This is a genomic window from Tessaracoccus lapidicaptus, assembly GCF_001693815.1.
In the GTDB taxonomy this organism is placed as follows: domain Bacteria; phylum Actinomycetota; class Actinomycetes; order Propionibacteriales; family Propionibacteriaceae; genus Arachnia; species Arachnia lapidicapta.
Window position 1 is genome coordinate 18,051 of the sequence record NZ_MBQD01000006.1, and the last position, 14,883, is coordinate 32,933.

Sequence of the window (14,883 nt, forward strand, 5' to 3'; positions counted from 1 at the left end):
CGGCCTCCGCGGCTGGCCGCGGCACCACACCTACACTGGCCGCATGCCTGGTCGACGCGCTTCCCAACAGTCCTCCGAGCGCACCCTCGCGCTCACCATCCTCGGGGTGGGCACCGCTGCGTCGCTGGCCTCCCTCCTCGGCGGAGTGTGGCTCGTCCGCGCCGGCGTCGTGGTCGCCGTCCTCATGGCCTTCGCCGCCACGTGGGTCGCCTGGCGTGAGGTGCGGGCCGAGCGCGAACGGCACGCGGTCGAGATGAAGCACGAGGTCGGGCTCCGCGCCCAGCAGGCCGAGCGGTTCCACGAAGAGTCCGTCGCCATGATCAGCCGCTTCAACGCGCGCGCCGAGAACCTTCAGGCGGTCATCGCGAAGCTTCGCGGCCAGCTGGGTGCCGCGAAGGCGGAACTCAGCTCGATGCGCGGCAACGCCGTGTGGTTGCGTGCCGAGGTGGCCGAGCGTCAGTCGCGGATCGAGGCGCTGGAGGCGCGCATCGCGGAGCTCGAGGCGGAGGAGACGGCCAACATCGTCGACCTGCCGCGCCGCGTCTCGCCGAGCGTGGCCGACATCTGGGGCGAGAACGAGCACCCCACGATGGTGGACCTCGCCCGTCTCAACCTCGACGGGCTGCCGGAGCTGCGGCAGGCCTGAGCCGCAGCGGGACGCCCCGCCTACTTGTCCGCATCGCCGACGGTGTAGCCCAATGAGGCCACGACGTCGGCGATGTCGTCTGTCCGGACCCCTTCCAGGGCGCAGCCCAGCGCGGACAGGTCGCTGAACGACGGCGTCCGCAGCGCCACCCGCCACGGCGTCTGGCCGCCCCGCGAGACCAGCAGGCACGACGCGATGCCCCACGGGGCCTCGATGTCCGTCTCGTGTTCGCCCTCGGGGACCTTCAGGCGGCGCGACAGCCGCACCGCCACGTCGCCGGGGGTCGCGGCGGCCAACGACCGTGCGACCCGCACCATGTCGACGCTGGTGCCGACCTCGTCGATCAGCACGGCGAACCGGGACTCGGCGTCGCCCGCGGACCGCGGGGTGACGGGCCGGAAGACCTGACCGTAGGCGCAGTAGCCGCCCGCCCGGCGGTCGAGGTCCAGGCCGGCCGCGCGCGCGACGGGTCCGCTCAGCCCGTAGCCGAGGCACGTCCGGGCGTCCAGGACGGCCAGACCCGAGTAGCGGCTCGTGCCGGCGAGGGTGGCGCGCAGGTCCGCCGATACCCGGGACGCGTCGTCCAGCAGGTCGTCCAGGTGGTCCAGCCAGCCCTCCGGGGCGTCGGCGGCCAGGCCGCCGACGCGGTTGAGCATGGGGTGCACCCGGTTGCCGCTCCACCCGAGCATGGCGTCGCGCAGCCGGTCCACGACCTGCCAGAGGCGGGCCGCGGCGTCCCCGCCGGCGAGGTGGCTGAGGAAGGACAGGTGGCTGTGGATGCGGGCGAGTTCCGCCAGGAGTGTCCGCAGCACGGTGGCCCGCGGTGGGGGAGTGAGCCGCATCGCATTCTCCACCGTGAGGGTCAGGCTCAATTCACCGCTGAATGCGGCGAGCCAGTCGTGGCGGTCGCCGAGCATGATCATGGAGCGGTAATCGCGGACCTCGAATAATTTCTCGGCAGCCCGATGCCCATATCCGGATGTGACGTCGGCGCTCCGGATGACTCCGGCCTCTGTCTCCACCACCACCCGCACCATTCCGGCGGAGGTGGGGTGCCGATACCCCAGCGAAATACCGGTGTGGTCGGGCAGAATGAGCCCACCGATGCTGAATTGCTGCATATTCGACAATGCCGACCCCTTTTGCGGATTCCCCGGACAGCGGTAATCTCAGCGGAGAAATCCCTACCCCCAGGAGGACACTATGGCACGCCAAGTTCGCGTGTTTCTCGTCGATGATATCGACGGGTCGCCCGACGCACGCACGATCGAGTTCTCGCTCGGCCGCGATTCCTACACCATCGACCTGACCGAGAAGAACGCCGCGAAGCTGGAGAGCGCCCTGGCGCCCTTCATCGAGAAGGCCACCAAGGCCGGCCGCAAGGCCGGCGCCGCCCGCAAGCCCGCGTCCCGCAAGACCGACAACAACGCGGTCCGCGAGTGGGCGAGGGAGAACGGCCGCAAGGTGTCGGACCGGGGCCGCATCCCCGCCGACGTCATCGCCGCCTACGAAGCGGCTCACTGACCGCTCGCCGGGCGTGCGTTCGCGGGGGGTGAACCACGGAGCGTTCGGTCCCTTCGCTTCGTTAGTAAGCTAGAAGCGGTTGCCCGGCGCGCGTCGCCGGACAACAGGAGGGAAGTTTTCATGTTCGAACGGTTCACGGACCGCGCCCGGCGCGTGATCGTCCTGGCGCAGGACGAGGCGAAGCTGCTCAATCACAACTTCATCGGCACCGAGCACATCCTGCTCGGGCTCATCCACGAGGGCGAGGGCGTGGCCGCCAAGGCCCTCGAGTCGCTGGGAATCGCCCTGGAGGCGGTGCGTGAGCAGGTCGAGGAGATCATCGGCCAAGGGCAGCAGGTGCCGACGGGGCACATCCCCTTCACGCCGCGCGCGAAGAAGGTTCTCGAGCTCTCGCTGCGCGAGGCGCTGCAGATGAACCACAACTACATCGGCACCGAGCACATCCTCCTCGGCCTCATCCGTGAGGGCGAGGGCGTGGCCGCTCAGGTGCTCATCAAGCTCGGCGCGGACCTCAACCGGGTCCGCAACACCGTGCTGCAGCTCATCACGGGCTACCAGGGCCGCGAGGCCTCGATGTCCGGGGCTCCTGAGGCGGGGCCCGAGAAGGGCAGCTCGCAGATCCTGGATCAGTTCGGCCGCAACCTCACGCAGGCGGCGCGGGAGAACCAGCTCGATCCGGTCATCGGACGCACCCACGAGATCGAGCGCGTCATGACGGTGCTGAGCCGCCGCACCAAGAACAACCCGGTGCTGATCGGCGAGCCCGGCGTGGGCAAGACGGCCGTCGTGGAGGGCCTGTCGCAGGCCATCGTGCGCGGCGACGTGCCCGAGACGCTGCGCGACAAGCAGATCTACACGCTGGATCTCGGCGCCCTCGTGGCCGGTTCCCGTTACCGCGGTGATTTCGAGGAGCGCCTCAAGAAGGTCCTCAAGGAGATCAAGACCCGCGGCGACATCATGCTGTTCATCGACGAGATCCACACGCTCGTCGGCGCCGGCGCCGCGGAGGGGGCCATCGACGCGGCCTCCATCCTCAAGCCCATGCTGGCGCGCGGTGAACTGCAGACCATCGGCGCCACGACGCTGGACGAGTACCGCAAGCACATCGAGAAGGACGCCGCGCTCGAGCGGCGGTTCCAGCCCATCCAGGTGGCGGAGCCGTCGGTGGCGCTGACGGTCGACATCCTCAAGGGCCTTCGGGACCGGTACGAGGCGCACCACCGCATCACCATCACCGACGAGGCTCTCGTGGCGGCGGCCACGCTGGCGGACCGCTACATCCAGGACCGCTTCCTGCCGGACAAGGCGATCGACCTGATCGACGAGGCCGGCGCCCGGCTGCGGATCCAGCGCATGACGGCACCGCCGGACCTGCGTGAGTTCGACGAGGCCATCGCGGCGAACAAGCTCGAGAAGGACGCCGCCATCGACGCGCAGGACTTCGAGCGCGCGGCACGGCTCCGCGACGAGGAGCAGCGCCTCCGGGCACTGCGCGCCGAGCGCGAGGAGGCCTGGAAGCAGGGCGACTCCGACATCCCGGCCGTGGTCGGCGAGGAGGAGATCGCCGTCGTGCTGTCCGGCTCCACCGGCATCCCCGTGTTCAAGCTCACGGAGGAGGAGTCCCAGCGGCTCCTGCGCATGGAGGAGGAACTGGGCAAGCGCTACATCGGCCAGGAGGACGCGGTCAAGGCGTTGTCCCGCTCGATCCGCCGCACCCGGGCCGGCCTCAAGGACCCGAAGCGCCCCAGCGGCTCGTTCATCTTCGCCGGCCCGTCCGGCGTCGGAAAGACCGAGCTGACCAAGGCGCTGACGGAGTTCCTGTTCGGCGACGAGGACGCGCTCATCACTCTCGACATGAGCGAATACTCGGAGAAGCACACCGCGTCGCGGATGTTCGGTTCGCCGCCCGGATACGTCGGCTACGAGGAGGGCGGCCAGCTCACTGAGAAGGTGCGACGCAAGCCGTTCTCCGTGGTGCTGTTCGACGAGATCGAAAAGGCCCACCCTGACATCTTCAATTCGCTGTTGCAGATTCTCGACGAGGGTCGCCTCACGGATGCTCAGGGCCGGGTGGTTGATTTCAAGAACACCGTCATTGTCATGACGACCAACCTCGGTTCCCGGGACATCTCCAAGAGCGTCAATCTCGGATTCTCCCGGGCCGGAGACGCCGAGTCGAGCTACGAGAAGATGAAGGCGAAGGTGTCGGATGAGCTGAAGCAGCACTTCCGTCCCGAGTTCCTCAACCGTGTCGACGAGATCGTCGTGTTCCACCAGTTGTCGCAGGCCGACATCGAGCGCATCGTCGACCTCATGGTGGCGCAGATCGAATCGCGGTTGAAGGACAAGGACATGGGCATCGAGCTCACGCCGGCCGCGAAGACCCTCATCGCCAAGCGCGGGTTCGACCCGGTGCTCGGGGCCCGGCCGCTGCGCCGTGCCCTCCAGCGCGACATCGAGGACATCCTGGCCGAGAAGATCCTGTTCGGGGATCTGCAGCCGGGACAGATCGTCCAGGTCGATGTGGCCGATGAGGGCGCGGAGCTGCCGTTCAAGTTCACCGGCGTCGCCAAGGCGGAGCTGCCGGAGTTCGAGCCGGCCTCAGACGGCGAGGGCGGCCAGGCCTCCTGAACCCGATGTCGACGGGGCGGTCCCACGGGGCCGCCCCGTCGTCGCGTTCCCGGGGCTCTGGGGTCAGAGCGCGAGGAGCGACAGCACGAGCACGACGATGCCGGCCGCGGCCACCGTGCCCGCCACCACGGCGGGCAGCAGGCCGTCGGCCAGGATGCGCCCGCCGCGGGTCAGCGTGCGGTGCGTGTAGTCGTAGCGGCGCCGGCCCCACACCCCGATGACCAGGGCGGCCAGCAGGCCGAGGCCGGCGAGCAGCCAGGCCCAGTTCTCCACCGTCGGCGCGGCGATCCGCGAGTAGACCAGGGCGCCGCCGCCCAGGGACAGCGCGGTGCGCTGCCACGCCAGCCCGGTGCGCTCCGGTTGGAGGCCGGGATCGGCCGGACGGTCGGTCACCGGAACAGGAATCCGAGGACGACCAGGATCCCGCTCACGCTGACCGCCAGCGTGACCGGCAGGGCGAACAGCGACGCCGGCAGCGGGCTGTAGAGCCGCAGCGCACGCTCGTAGCGGACCCATCCCCACCAGGCCAGCGGCGCGGCGGCGATCCCCGTCACCATGAGCACCACCGAGGCGGCGATGCGGAACGCGTCGTGCAGGTCGAGCCCCAGTACCTCGAGCGCGATGCCGGCCGCGAGGAGGGCCAGCGAGGTCCTGATCCAGGCGAGGAAGGTCCGCTCGTTGGCCAGCGAGAACCGCGCGTCGGGTTCGTCGCCGTTGTCATAGACGGAGGCAGGGAAACGCTGTCGGGCCACCGGATCACCGTAGCGTCACTTCGGCGGGCCGTCGCCTGACCGCCGGTCCGGCTGGCTAGGGTGGTGAGGTGCTGTCGTTCCTGCGTGGCGCGTATGGACGCGCCCTGACCCCCCTGGCCCGATTCCTGTTGCGGATCGGGCTCTCGCCGACCGCCGTGACGTTCGCGGGGACGCTCGGGGTGGTCCTGGCTGCGTTGTGGTTCCTGCCGCGGGGCGAGTGGATCGCCGGCTTCGTCGTCGTGGGGGTGTTCCTGCTGGCCGACGGCCTGGACGGGACGATGGCGCGTGCCGGTGGCAGGCAGACGCGGTTCGGGGCGTTCATCGACTCAACCATGGACCGCATCGCCGACGGCGCGGTGTTCGCGGCCCTCGCGGTCTGGGCCGCGGGCCGCGACGTCGCCACCCTGTGGTGCGCCCTCGCCGCGCTCGTCCTGGGCTTCGTGGTGTCCTACGCCCGGGCGCGCGCCGAGGCTGAGGGCTGGGACGCGTCGGTGGGCATCTTCGAGCGCGCCGATCGGCTGGTCGTCGCAGGGGTGGCGGCGGTCGCCGTCGACCTCGGAGCCCCGCTGTGGGTCCTGACGCTGGCGCTGGGTGTCGTCGCCGCCGGGAGCGCCGTGACCGTGGCGCAGCGCGTCGCCGCGGCCTGGGCGGCCGCCGCCGCGTCCGCCCCGCGCCGCCACCCCGGCACGACACGCCGTCGAACTCGTGGCTCGGACTCCCTGAGTGGCCCGATCGCGGAGTAGGGCTGCTATTCGTGTCGCTGCCGGCGCCCCTCAGGCGGGCGTGACCGCGCCACCGATCAGCCGCACCCGCACGGTGGGACCCTCCACCCTCTCGGGCGCGGACACGACGGCGCGCTGCCCGTCCGGCAGCCGCACGCCGATCTCGACGTCCTCGACGGTGTAGCCCTGGTCGACGACCGGCACCTCGACGCCGGTGTCGTCGAGCACCAGCGAACTCGGCCCGATCCCCAGCACCGCACCGACGGGCAGCGTGCCGGACCAGCCCAGCTCGTGTGCCTGCTGGTGCGTCACGAAGGCCCGGAACCCCAGGAATGCCGCGACGTCCTTGCTCGACGGCGTGCGGCGCAGCGCGTCCGGGTCGTCGATCTGCAGCAGACGACCCTCCTGCAGCACCGCGACCGTGTCCGCGACGGTGAACGCCTCCTGATGGTCGTGGGTGACGTGGATGGCGGTGGTGTGGGTCTCCCGGAGGATGCGCGCCAGGTCCTCCGCCAGCCGGCGGCGCAAGCCGGTGTCCAGGGCCGAGAGCGGCTCGTCCAGGAGGAGCGCCCGCGGCGACGGCGCCAGCGAGCGTGCCAGCGCGATCCGCTGCGCCTGCCCGCCGGAGAGTTCCGTCACGCGGCGGTCCTCGAACCCGGGCAGCCCCACCAGCTCCAGCATCTCCGCGACCCTGGTCCGCTGCGCCGCCCGGTCCCAGCGGCTCAGCCCGTACGCGATGTTGCGGCCCACGGTCATGGTGGGGAACAGCTGGGCGTCCTGGAACACGAGCCCGAAGTTGCGCCGATGCACCTTGACGTCGGCGAGATCCTCACCGTCCCACCGGATGCTGCCGGAGGCGAGGGGCTCCAGCCCGGCGACCGCACGCAGCAGAGTCGACTTGCCCGACCCGGAGGGGCCCAACAGCGCGACGACGCGGCCCGGCGGGACGGCGAGGGTGACGCCGTCGACGGCCGTCACCGAGCCGTAGCGCACCACCGCGTCGGACACCTCGAGCCCGCTCACCATGTGGCCACCTCCTTGGGGCGCACGCGTTCGGCGAGCGCCATCGTGATCCCGGCCAATCCTGCCAGCACCACGGACGCGGCCAGCGCGATGCCGTAGTTGTCGGCCCCGGGGCGGCCGAAGGCGCGGAAGATGAGGACGGGCAGGGTCGGGTTGTCGGGGCGGGCGAGGAAGGACGTTGCGCCGAACTCGCCCAGCGACGTCGCGAACGCGAAGCCGACCGCGAGCCCCAGGCCACGCGCGAGGTGCGGCAGCTCGATCCGGCGCAGCACCTGCAGCGGGCTCGAGCCGAGCGTCGCGGCCGCCTCCAGCTGTCGCGGGTCCAGCGCCCGCAGGGTGGGCAGCAGCGTGCGCACCACCAGCGGGAGCGCGACCACCGCCTGCGCGATGGGGATCAGCACGATGCTCGAGCGCAGGTCGAGGGGCGGCCGGTTGAGGGTGATGAGATAGCCGAACCCGACAGTGACGGCGCTGACGCCCAGGGGCAGCAGGAAGAGCCCTTCCAGGGTGGCCAGGGCGTGGCGGGCACCCCTGCGCCGGGGTCTCCGCGACGTGACGAGCGCCACGAGGACTCCGAGGCTGACGGCGATCGCCGTGGCGGCCGTCGCGGTGACCAGCGACGTGCGCAGCGCCTCGCCCACGCCGGCGCCGAGGCCGGTGTCGCCGCCCAGCAGCAGGAAGTTGTCCAGCGACGGCGACCCCCCTGGGGCGATCGCCCGCCACATCAGGGTCGCCAGCGGCAGGCCGAGCAGCCCGAGCACGACCACCCCGGTGACGGCGACGAGCGGCCAGTCGCGCCACGCCGCGAGGGGCCGGGCGGCGGCGACGTCGGGCTGCAGCCGCAGCGCGCGGGTCAGCGACGACTGGGCCCGCCCGCTCAGCCACAGCAGGACCGAGACGATGACCAGCTGGGCCACCGAGAGGGCCGCTGCGCCCGGCAGATCGAGCAGCTGGGTGGTGAGGAACCAGATCTCCGTCTCGATCGTGCGGTAGCGCGTCTGGCCGAGGACCATGACGATGCCGTAGGAGGAGGCGCTGAACAGGAAGACCAGCGAGCCCGACGACAGCACGGCCGGCGCGAGGGTCGGCAGGGTCACGGTGCGGAACACCCGCGACGGCGCGGCGCCGAGTGTGGCCGCAGCGTCGGCGAGCCGGGGATCGAGCCTGGCCCAGAACGTGCCGACGGTGCGGACCACGACCGAGTAGTTGAAGAACACCATCGCGGCGAGGATGGCGACGGGGGTGCCGTCGAGGCCCGTCCAGCCGAGCGGCCCGTCGGAACGGAGCAACGCCCCGAACGCGACGCCCACCACCACGGTGGGCAGGACGAACGGGATGGTCACGAGCGCGCGGAGCGCGTCGCGCCCGGCGAAGCGCCGGCGGAACAGCAGCGCCGCGCCGGGCAGACCGAGCGCCAGGCACGCCACCGTCGACGCCGTCGCTGCGCCGAGCGTGAACCCGAGTGCCTGCCACGTCCGCGGCGACCGCAGGACGGCGGCGGCCCCGTCGAGCGTCCACCCCGACCCGTCGTGGAAGCCGCGGGCGACCAGGGCGGCGGCCGGCCACGCGAAGAACACGACGAGGAAGGCGGCGGGTACGGCGGCCGCGACCGCCCAGCCCGTCCGCCACCCGAGCCGGGTCAGCTCATGGCGTCGGTCCACGCCCGGATCCACTCGTCGCGCTCGGCGCCGATGCGCTCCTGCGGCACCTCGATCGGCTCCTCGGGCAGGACGGCGAACCGCGCCCAGACCTCGGGCAGGGCGGTGCCGGGCAGCACGGGGAACATGTAGAGGTTCTCGGGCGCGGCGGCTTGGACCTCCGGGCTGAGGAGGAAGTCGATGAACTTGCGGGCCCCCACCTCGTTCTCGGCGCCCGCCACGACGCCCGCGTACTCGACCTGCCGGAAGCAGGTGTCGAGCAGTGCCGTCGTCGACGACTCGTCGCCCTCGACGGTGAACGCCGGGGACGTCGCGTAGGACAGGACCAGCGGGCGCGGTCCCTCGCCGCCGCCGCCGGAGAAGTCGGTGTAGTAGGCCTCGGTCCAACCGGCCGCGACCTTCACGCCGTTGTCCTTCAGTTGCGCCCAGTAGTCCAGCCAGCCGTCGCCCTTGGCGCCGACCGTCGCGATGAGGAACGCCAGTCCCGGCGACGACGACGCGGGGTTCGTGACGACCAGCAGGTCGCGGTACTCGGGCTTGGTCAGGTCGTCGAGCGTCGCGGGGACGGGGATGCCCTGCTCGGCGAACCAGGTCGTGTCGGCGTTGATGCACACGTCGCCGTAGTCGACGGGCGTCAGGTCGGGCGCCTGGAACTCGGCGGGGACCTCCGCGGCGGCGGGGGAGACGTAGGGGCTCAGGACCCCCTCGTCGGCGGCGCGCGAGCTGAAGGTGTTGTCGATGCCCACGACGACGTCGGCCAGCGGCGAGTCCTTGGTGAGGATGAGCTGGTTGACCAGCGCGCCGGCGTCCCCGGGCGTGGTGTAGGTGACCTCGTAGCCCGTCTCGTCGGCGAAGCGCTCGGTGAGTTCCTCAGGCAGCGTGAAGGCGTCGTGGGTGAAGACGGTGAGGGTGTCGGTCTCGGTCGGCGCCGATGAGCCGTCGGGCGACGGGCTGGCCGCCGGTGTGCCGCTGCCGCATGCGGCGAGCGCCAGGGCGGCCGCGACGGCGGCGAGGGTCCGGACGGGTCGATCCATGATTCTCCTTTCGGCAGGCTCGGCGCATGCCGAGGAGAATTCCCACTCCCTACGCCGGTTCTAACCGGGTCAGGTTCGAGGGTCTGCGGTGTGCCCGCACTCTCAGCGCCCCTGTGGCGCTCCCCTGTGTTCGGCGCAAGCCTATACCCGGCCCACCCGCCATCGCGGCGGGGTCCGGAGCCCGGTCAGTTGGTCTCGGCGATCCGCAGCATCGCGTCGCGGATCTGCCGGGCGCGCAGCGGCCCGATGCCCTCGACCTCCATGAGGTCCGCCACCGAAGCTCCGAAGAGTTCCTGCAGCGAGAAGCGCTCGACGAGGCGGGTGACCAGCGGCGACGGCAGCCGCCCCACCTTGGTCAGCAGCCGGATCCCGCGGGTGGTGAGCCCCTGTTCCAGGTTGGCGTTGCCGCCGAAACCCAACCGCTGCGCCACGAGCTGGGCGGCGAACAGCTCCTCGGGGGCGAAGTTGTGCAGTCGGGTGAGGTCGAACTCCGTGGGGTCCTCCAGGTTGGCGGCGTAGTCCTCCGTCAGCAGTTCGGCCACGCCGTCGAAGGCCGAGGCCAGCTCCGCGTGCTGCATGGCCACCATGCGTCCCTCGACGCCCAGCACGTCCGCGTGGAACTGCATCTCGGCCGAGAGCCGGCGGGTCAGCTCCAGCCGATGCACGACGTGGGTGAGGTCGCGCAGCGTCACCTGCTCGCCCAGCTCCAGGGCGGTGAACTGGTCCATGAGGTCGCTCAGCCGCGTGACGACCCGCGACAGCGTCGCCAGCGTCTGGTTGGCCCGGCTGATGACCTGGGGCACCGTCTCGACGACGTGGCGCCGACCGTCGATGAACAGCGAGATCGTCGACATCGATGCCGACACCGTGAGCACGGGAACCCCGGCGGCCTGGGCCGTGCGGTCGGCGGAGCGGTGTCGCGTTCCGGTCTCGGCGGTCGGCAGGTCGCCGGCCGGGACGAGATGCACGCCCGCGGCCACGATCCGGCTGAGGTCGGAGGACAGGATGATGGCGCCGTCGAGTTTCGCGAGTTCCCGCAGGGCCTGCTCGGTGCACTCGACGCCGATCTGGAACCCGCCGGAGCAGACCTGCTGAACCCGATTGTTGTTGCCCAGCACCACGAGGGCCCCCGTGCCGCCGTGGAGGATCCGGTCGATGCCCGCGCGCAGGGGCGTGCCGGGCGCGAGCAGCTTCAGATAGCGACGTACGATCGACTTGGGCACCGACACCTCCCCCTGGGTTCAGGCCAGTGTATGGGCGCTAGCGCCGCGTCGCGTCGTCCGAGAGGCGGGCGCGCCGCTCCTGCCGCTTGACGGTGCGCCGGAACGGCCGGTCGTGCCACATGATGCGCGCCACCATCCACAGGCCGCCGACGGCCGCGATGAGGAAGAACACCATCCCCAGCGCCGGGTATCCGAGGAACCGCGGCCCGACGTCGGCCACCATCAGCAGCGCCGCCGCGACGGTGACGGCCGCGAGGATCACCGCCGTCGCCAGCCGGTTGGCCACCTGCTGCAGCACCATGAGGGCCCGCGACTCGTCGAACGCGTCGATCTTGAACGCGAGCTCGCCCTCCGTGAGGGCGTCGAGCACGCGGTTCGCGCGGCGGGGGCGGCGCTCGAGGAACTCCTTGCCCTCGATCGTGCCGAGTAGCGCCTGCCCGGCCGAGGGCGTGAGTCCGGCCGCCAGGATCGTGGGCAGGTTGTCGCGGATGGCCTCCAGCGGCGTGAAGGACGGGTCGAGGTGCTGCGTGGCCTGGTCGAGGTTGAGCAGCGCCTTGGCGATGAGCGTCATCTCCGCGGGCGGCCGCAGCCCGTGCGTGCCGGAGAGCCTGGCCAGCTGCATGAGCACGCTGCCCGCCTGCAGGTCGGCGCCCATGGACAGCGTCGAGGACACGAGGTGGGAGACGTCGTCGCGGAAGGCGGCGGCGTCGTAGTCCTCGGTGGGGTGGCCCATGGCGGCGAGGATGGTCGCGACGCCCTCGCCGTCGCCGTCGCCGATCCCCACGAGGAGCTTGACCAGGGCGCTGCGTAGCCGGCTGGGCAGCCGCACCACCATGCCGACGTCGAGGATCGCCACCCGGTGGTCGGGCGTCAGGAAGAGGTTGCCCGGGTGCGGGTCCGCGTGCAGGATGCCGTCGACGAGCATCGCTCCCAGCATGAACCGGAACAGTGCGGCGGCCAGGCGCTGCCCGTCGACGTCCAGCATGGCCAGCGGCCCGACGTCGGTGATCTTCTTCCCCGGCACGAACTCGAGGGTCAGCACGTCGTCGCTGGAGTAGTCGGCGATGTAGGACGGGACCAGGAGGTCGGGTTCGTCGCGGACGAGCTCGCCGAACAGGTCCAGGTTGGCGGCCTCCTTGCGGTAGTCGAGCTCGTCGGCCATCGACCGACGGAACTGCGCCAGCATGCGGGCCGCGCCCAGCCGGGGCCCGATGGGCGTGTTGGCGTCCGCGAAGTCCGCGAGCTCCGACAGCGACTCGAGGTCGCTCTTCACCTGGTCGCGAACCCCCGGCCTGAGGACCTTCACGACGACGTCGCGGCCGTTGCGGGTCACCGCTCGGTGCGCCTGCGCCAGCGAAGCCGACGCGAGTGGCGAGTCGTCGAACTCGCGAAACAGCGTGCCGACGGTGGCGCCCAGCGACTCCTCGATCCGGGCGCGGATCTCCTCGCTCGGCACCGGCTCGACGTCGTCCTGCAGCCGGGAGAGGGCCTCGGTGTACGCCGGCGGCAACAGGTCCTGTCTGGTGGACAGCAGCTGGCCGAACTTGATGAAGGTGGGGCCCAGCTTCTCCAGCGCGTCGGTGAACTGCTCGGCGTCCTCGGTCTCCGCCTCATCGGGTGTCTCCCCGGGCAGCGGGGACGCGTCGGTGTTGAAGGCCTTGAGGTGCCGGATCAGCAGGCCCCCGAGTTGGGTCATCATGGCGACGTCGGGCATCGTTCTCCTCGGTGATCGCTCCTGGGCACCACGCTAGCCCAGTGCGACTCTGCCGTGGAGCCGCGGGGGTGAGCGAACCCCGCGCGCCGCCCGACTTGACCCTGCCGCGACGTCAAGGTTTAGCGTCGTCGACATGACCGATGTGACGACCCTCATCCAGACCCTGTCCCACGACGACGGCAGCGCCCGGCGGCAGGCGGCGCTCGCGCTCGGAGCCGCCGCGGATCCCGCGATCAGCCCCGCGCTGGTCGGGCGCCTGCGCGTGGAGCGCGACTCCTGCATCCGCGAGGACCTCACCTGGGCGCTGGTGCAGCACGCCGACGAGGCGGCCGACGACCTGCTGGCCATGCTCACCAGCAGCGATCCGTCCGATCGCCGCACGGCCGCCCACGTCCTCAGCAAGATCGGCGACCCGGCGCACTTCGAGGACCTGCGCCCGCTCGTCGCCGACGAGCACCCGGACGTGGCCATCAAGGCCTACCGTGCCGTGGCCAACACGGGCCGGCCCGAGGCGGCCGATGCGCTGGCGGCCCGGCTCGGCGACGGGGAGGCGCTGCAGCGCGACGCGCTCACCACGGCGATGCACCGCCTGGGCGCGGCGGCCGTCCCGGTCCTCGTCGTCGCGCTGAGCGACGGCGATGCCGAGGTGCGGGCCCATGCGGCCGAGGCGCTGGGTCACATCGGCGAGCCGGACGCGGACGCGGCGGTGGAGGCCCTGGAGGGCGCGGCTGCCGACGTCGACGCGGAGGTCCGCTTGGCGGCCGTGTCGGCCCTCGGCCAGCTGCCCGAGGCGGCCGCGGGTGCGCTCGAGCGCCTGGCCGCCGCCGGCGACCCGGTCGTCGCTCAGGTGGCCCGCGCGTTCCGGGCCCGCGGGGCCGCGAAGGCCTGACGGTCCGCCACCAGGCGGCGGGCCAGCAGCCGGGTGTGCTCGTCGGGGGAGTCGACCTCGCCCTCGATGGCGCGCCCGGCCGCGTCGCCCGGGATCTGGCCCAGGGCCATCAGCGCCGCGAACCGGACCTCGCGGTCCGGGTCGTGCAGCAGCCCGGCGAGGGCCGGCCCGCTCCCGGGTGACGCGCGGAGCCCCAGCACCTCCGCGGCCAGCGAGCGGACCGTCGGCGCCGGATCCGTCACGGCGGCGAGCAGCGGCTCGTCCGCCCCGTCTACGCGCGCCAGCGCGGCCGCGACCTCGTCGCGCACCAGCGAGCGCGCGTCGCCCAGCGCCCCCATCAGGGCGTCGACCGCGCCGGCCCCGCCGATCTGGCCGAGGCCGAAGGCAGCCTTCGCCGCCACCTCCCCCGCCTCGTCGCGGAGCAGCCGGGCCAGCAGCGGCACGGCCGCCGGGTCCCGCAGCTTGCCCAGGACGTGCGCCAGGGCGTGGCGGGACTGGTCGTCACCCGAGGCCAGCGCCTGGTCCAACCGGCCCACCGCCCCGTCGGGCTGCTGCGTGAGGGCCCACGTGGCCGCCTCCCGCACCCCGGGCTCGGGATCCGTGCGCAGCAACTCCACCAGGTCGTCGAAAGGAGCGGTCGCGTGGCCCGTGAGCGCCGCGCGGAAGCGGACGGCGGGCTCCGGATGGCGGAGCCGCTCGCTCAAGGCGATGGCGTCCAGCACCTCGTCCCATCCGGCCTCGGCCGCCCTGGCCAGCGACCGCAGGCGGGCCAGTAACTCCTGCTCGGCGACGATGCGCCGCTCGACGTCCTCGGCGTGGCGCCGCAGCAGAGACGCCGCGTCCCCTCCCGGCGCGTCCAAGGCGTCGCGGACCTCGGCCAGCGACAGCCCCAGCGACTTGAGATGCTGGATCGCCAGCAACCGCACCAGGTCGTCGTGGGAGTAGAGGCGGTAGTCGGCGCCGGACCGGTCGCTCGGCACGAGCAGCCCCAACTCGTCGTAGTGCCGCAGCGTGCGCTGCGTGAGGCCCGTGCGGCGGGCCACCTCGCCGATGCGCAGCGCCTCCAT

14 protein-coding genes and 1 riboswitch are annotated in these 14,883 nt (G+C 72.0%); of the genes, 5 read left to right on the plus strand and 9 right to left on the minus strand.

Annotation, left to right across the window (positions count from 1 at the left end; genetic code table 11):
- The first annotated feature begins 43 nt into the window (after positions 1–43).
- Positions 44–646: a hypothetical protein gene (locus BCR15_RS02560; RefSeq protein ID WP_068750134.1), complete on the plus strand. Its 603-nt coding sequence runs from the start codon at positions 44–46 to the stop codon at positions 644–646.
- A gap of 20 nt (positions 647–666) precedes the next feature.
- Here BCR15_RS02560 and BCR15_RS02565 read toward each other — a convergent pair whose 3' ends face one another.
- The gene (locus BCR15_RS02565) at positions 667–1,767 is read right to left on the minus strand and encodes an NADH-quinone oxidoreductase subunit D-related protein (protein ID WP_068750136.1); all 1,101 of its coding nucleotides are present in this window, start codon (positions 1,765–1,767) and stop codon (positions 667–669) included.
- An 82-nt stretch (positions 1,768–1,849) separates the two neighbouring features.
- On the opposite strand from BCR15_RS02565, the gene BCR15_RS02570 reads away from it, so the two are divergent.
- Complete coding sequence (locus BCR15_RS02570) at positions 1,850–2,170, plus strand: histone-like nucleoid-structuring protein Lsr2 (RefSeq protein ID WP_068750138.1); 321 nt, start codon at positions 1,850–1,852, stop codon at positions 2,168–2,170.
- Between the two features lie 120 nt (positions 2,171–2,290).
- On the plus strand, positions 2,291–4,801 hold the full coding sequence (locus tag BCR15_RS02575; protein ID WP_068750140.1) for an ATP-dependent Clp protease ATP-binding subunit: 2,511 nt from the start codon (positions 2,291–2,293) through the stop codon (positions 4,799–4,801).
- 63 nt (positions 4,802–4,864) lie between these two features.
- On the opposite strand, the gene BCR15_RS02580 is transcribed toward BCR15_RS02575, so the two are convergent.
- Both BCR15_RS02580 and BCR15_RS02585 read right to left on the minus strand, forming a co-directional pair.
- Positions 4,865–5,194 carry a DUF202 domain-containing protein gene (locus tag BCR15_RS02580; RefSeq protein ID WP_176715173.1) on the minus strand — a complete coding sequence of 110 codons (330 nt, stop codon included), beginning with the start codon at positions 5,192–5,194 and terminating at the stop codon, positions 4,865–4,867.
- Positions 5,191–5,553, minus strand: a complete 363-nt coding sequence (locus BCR15_RS02585; RefSeq protein WP_068750143.1) for a YidH family protein — start codon at positions 5,551–5,553, stop codon at positions 5,191–5,193. The genes BCR15_RS02580 and BCR15_RS02585 overlap by 4 nt, the downstream gene beginning before the upstream one ends.
- A gap of 68 nt (positions 5,554–5,621) precedes the next feature.
- Here BCR15_RS02585 and pgsA point away from each other — a divergent pair, with 68 nt between their 5' ends.
- The gene (pgsA, locus tag BCR15_RS02590) at positions 5,622–6,296 is read left to right on the plus strand and encodes a phosphatidylinositol phosphate synthase (protein ID WP_068750145.1); all 675 of its coding nucleotides are present in this window, start codon (positions 5,622–5,624) and stop codon (positions 6,294–6,296) included.
- Between the two features lie 30 nt (positions 6,297–6,326).
- On the opposite strand, the gene BCR15_RS02595 is transcribed toward pgsA, so the two are convergent.
- From BCR15_RS02595 to BCR15_RS02615, 5 genes are all read right to left on the minus strand, one after another.
- Positions 6,327–7,301 carry an ABC transporter ATP-binding protein gene (locus BCR15_RS02595; protein WP_068750147.1) on the minus strand — a complete coding sequence of 325 codons (975 nt, stop codon included), beginning with the start codon at positions 7,299–7,301 and terminating at the stop codon, positions 6,327–6,329.
- On the minus strand, positions 7,295–8,959 hold the full coding sequence (locus tag BCR15_RS02600; RefSeq protein ID WP_068750149.1) for an ABC transporter permease: 1,665 nt from the start codon (positions 8,957–8,959) through the stop codon (positions 7,295–7,297). The genes BCR15_RS02595 and BCR15_RS02600 overlap by 7 nt, the downstream gene beginning before the upstream one ends.
- Positions 8,938–9,990, minus strand: coding sequence for a thiamine ABC transporter substrate-binding protein (locus BCR15_RS02605; protein ID WP_068750151.1), 1,053 nt, complete (start codon positions 9,988–9,990; stop codon positions 8,938–8,940). Before BCR15_RS02605 ends, BCR15_RS02600 begins: the two co-directional genes overlap by 22 nt.
- A 29-nt stretch (positions 9,991–10,019) precedes the next feature.
- A riboswitch (TPP riboswitch) is annotated at positions 10,020–10,126 on the minus strand.
- 49 nt (positions 10,127–10,175) lie between these two features.
- On the minus strand, positions 10,176–11,213 hold the full coding sequence (disA, locus tag BCR15_RS02610; protein WP_176715174.1) for a DNA integrity scanning diadenylate cyclase DisA: 1,038 nt from the start codon (positions 11,211–11,213) through the stop codon (positions 10,176–10,178).
- A gap of 37 nt (positions 11,214–11,250) precedes the next feature.
- Positions 11,251–12,927, minus strand: coding sequence for an ABC1 kinase family protein (locus BCR15_RS02615; protein ID WP_068750155.1), 1,677 nt, complete (start codon positions 12,925–12,927; stop codon positions 11,251–11,253).
- A 133-nt stretch (positions 12,928–13,060) separates the two neighbouring features.
- Here BCR15_RS02615 and BCR15_RS02620 point away from each other — a divergent pair, with 133 nt between their 5' ends.
- Entirely contained in the window at positions 13,061–13,816 is a 756-nt protein-coding gene (locus tag BCR15_RS02620; protein WP_078920091.1) for a HEAT repeat domain-containing protein, read from the plus strand.
- On the opposite strand, the gene BCR15_RS02625 is transcribed toward BCR15_RS02620, so the two are convergent.
- Entirely contained in the window at positions 13,771–14,883 is a 1,113-nt protein-coding gene (locus BCR15_RS02625) for a HEAT repeat domain-containing protein (RefSeq protein WP_068750157.1), read from the minus strand. The genes BCR15_RS02620 and BCR15_RS02625 overlap by 46 nt on opposite strands.

What these genes read in the sequence shown, in the direction of transcription:
- BCR15_RS02560 (WP_068750134.1), top strand. Translation starts at nt 44, where the DNA reads ATGCCTGGTCGACGCGCTTCCCAACAGTCCTCCGAGCGCACCCTCGCG.
- BCR15_RS02565 (WP_068750136.1), bottom strand. Translation starts at nt 1,767, where the DNA reads ATGCAGCAATTCAGCATCGGTGGGCTCATTCTGCCCGACCACACCGGT.
- BCR15_RS02570 (WP_068750138.1), top strand. Translation starts at nt 1,850, where the DNA reads ATGGCACGCCAAGTTCGCGTGTTTCTCGTCGATGATATCGACGGGTCG.
- BCR15_RS02575 (WP_068750140.1), top strand. Translation starts at nt 2,291, where the DNA reads ATGTTCGAACGGTTCACGGACCGCGCCCGGCGCGTGATCGTCCTGGCG.
- BCR15_RS02595 (WP_068750147.1), bottom strand. Translation starts at nt 7,301, where the DNA reads ATGGTGAGCGGGCTCGAGGTGTCCGACGCGGTGGTGCGCTACGGCTCG.
- BCR15_RS02605 (WP_068750151.1), bottom strand. Translation starts at nt 9,990, where the DNA reads ATGGATCGACCCGTCCGGACCCTCGCCGCCGTCGCGGCCGCCCTGGCG.
- BCR15_RS02615 (WP_068750155.1), bottom strand. Translation starts at nt 12,927, where the DNA reads ATGCCCGACGTCGCCATGATGACCCAACTCGGGGGCCTGCTGATCCGG.
- BCR15_RS02620 (WP_078920091.1), top strand. Translation starts at nt 13,061, where the DNA reads ATGACCGATGTGACGACCCTCATCCAGACCCTGTCCCACGACGACGGC.
- BCR15_RS02625 (WP_068750157.1), bottom strand. Translation starts at nt 14,883, where the DNA reads ATGGAGGCGCTGCGCATCGGCGAGGTGGCCCGCCGCACGGGCCTCACG.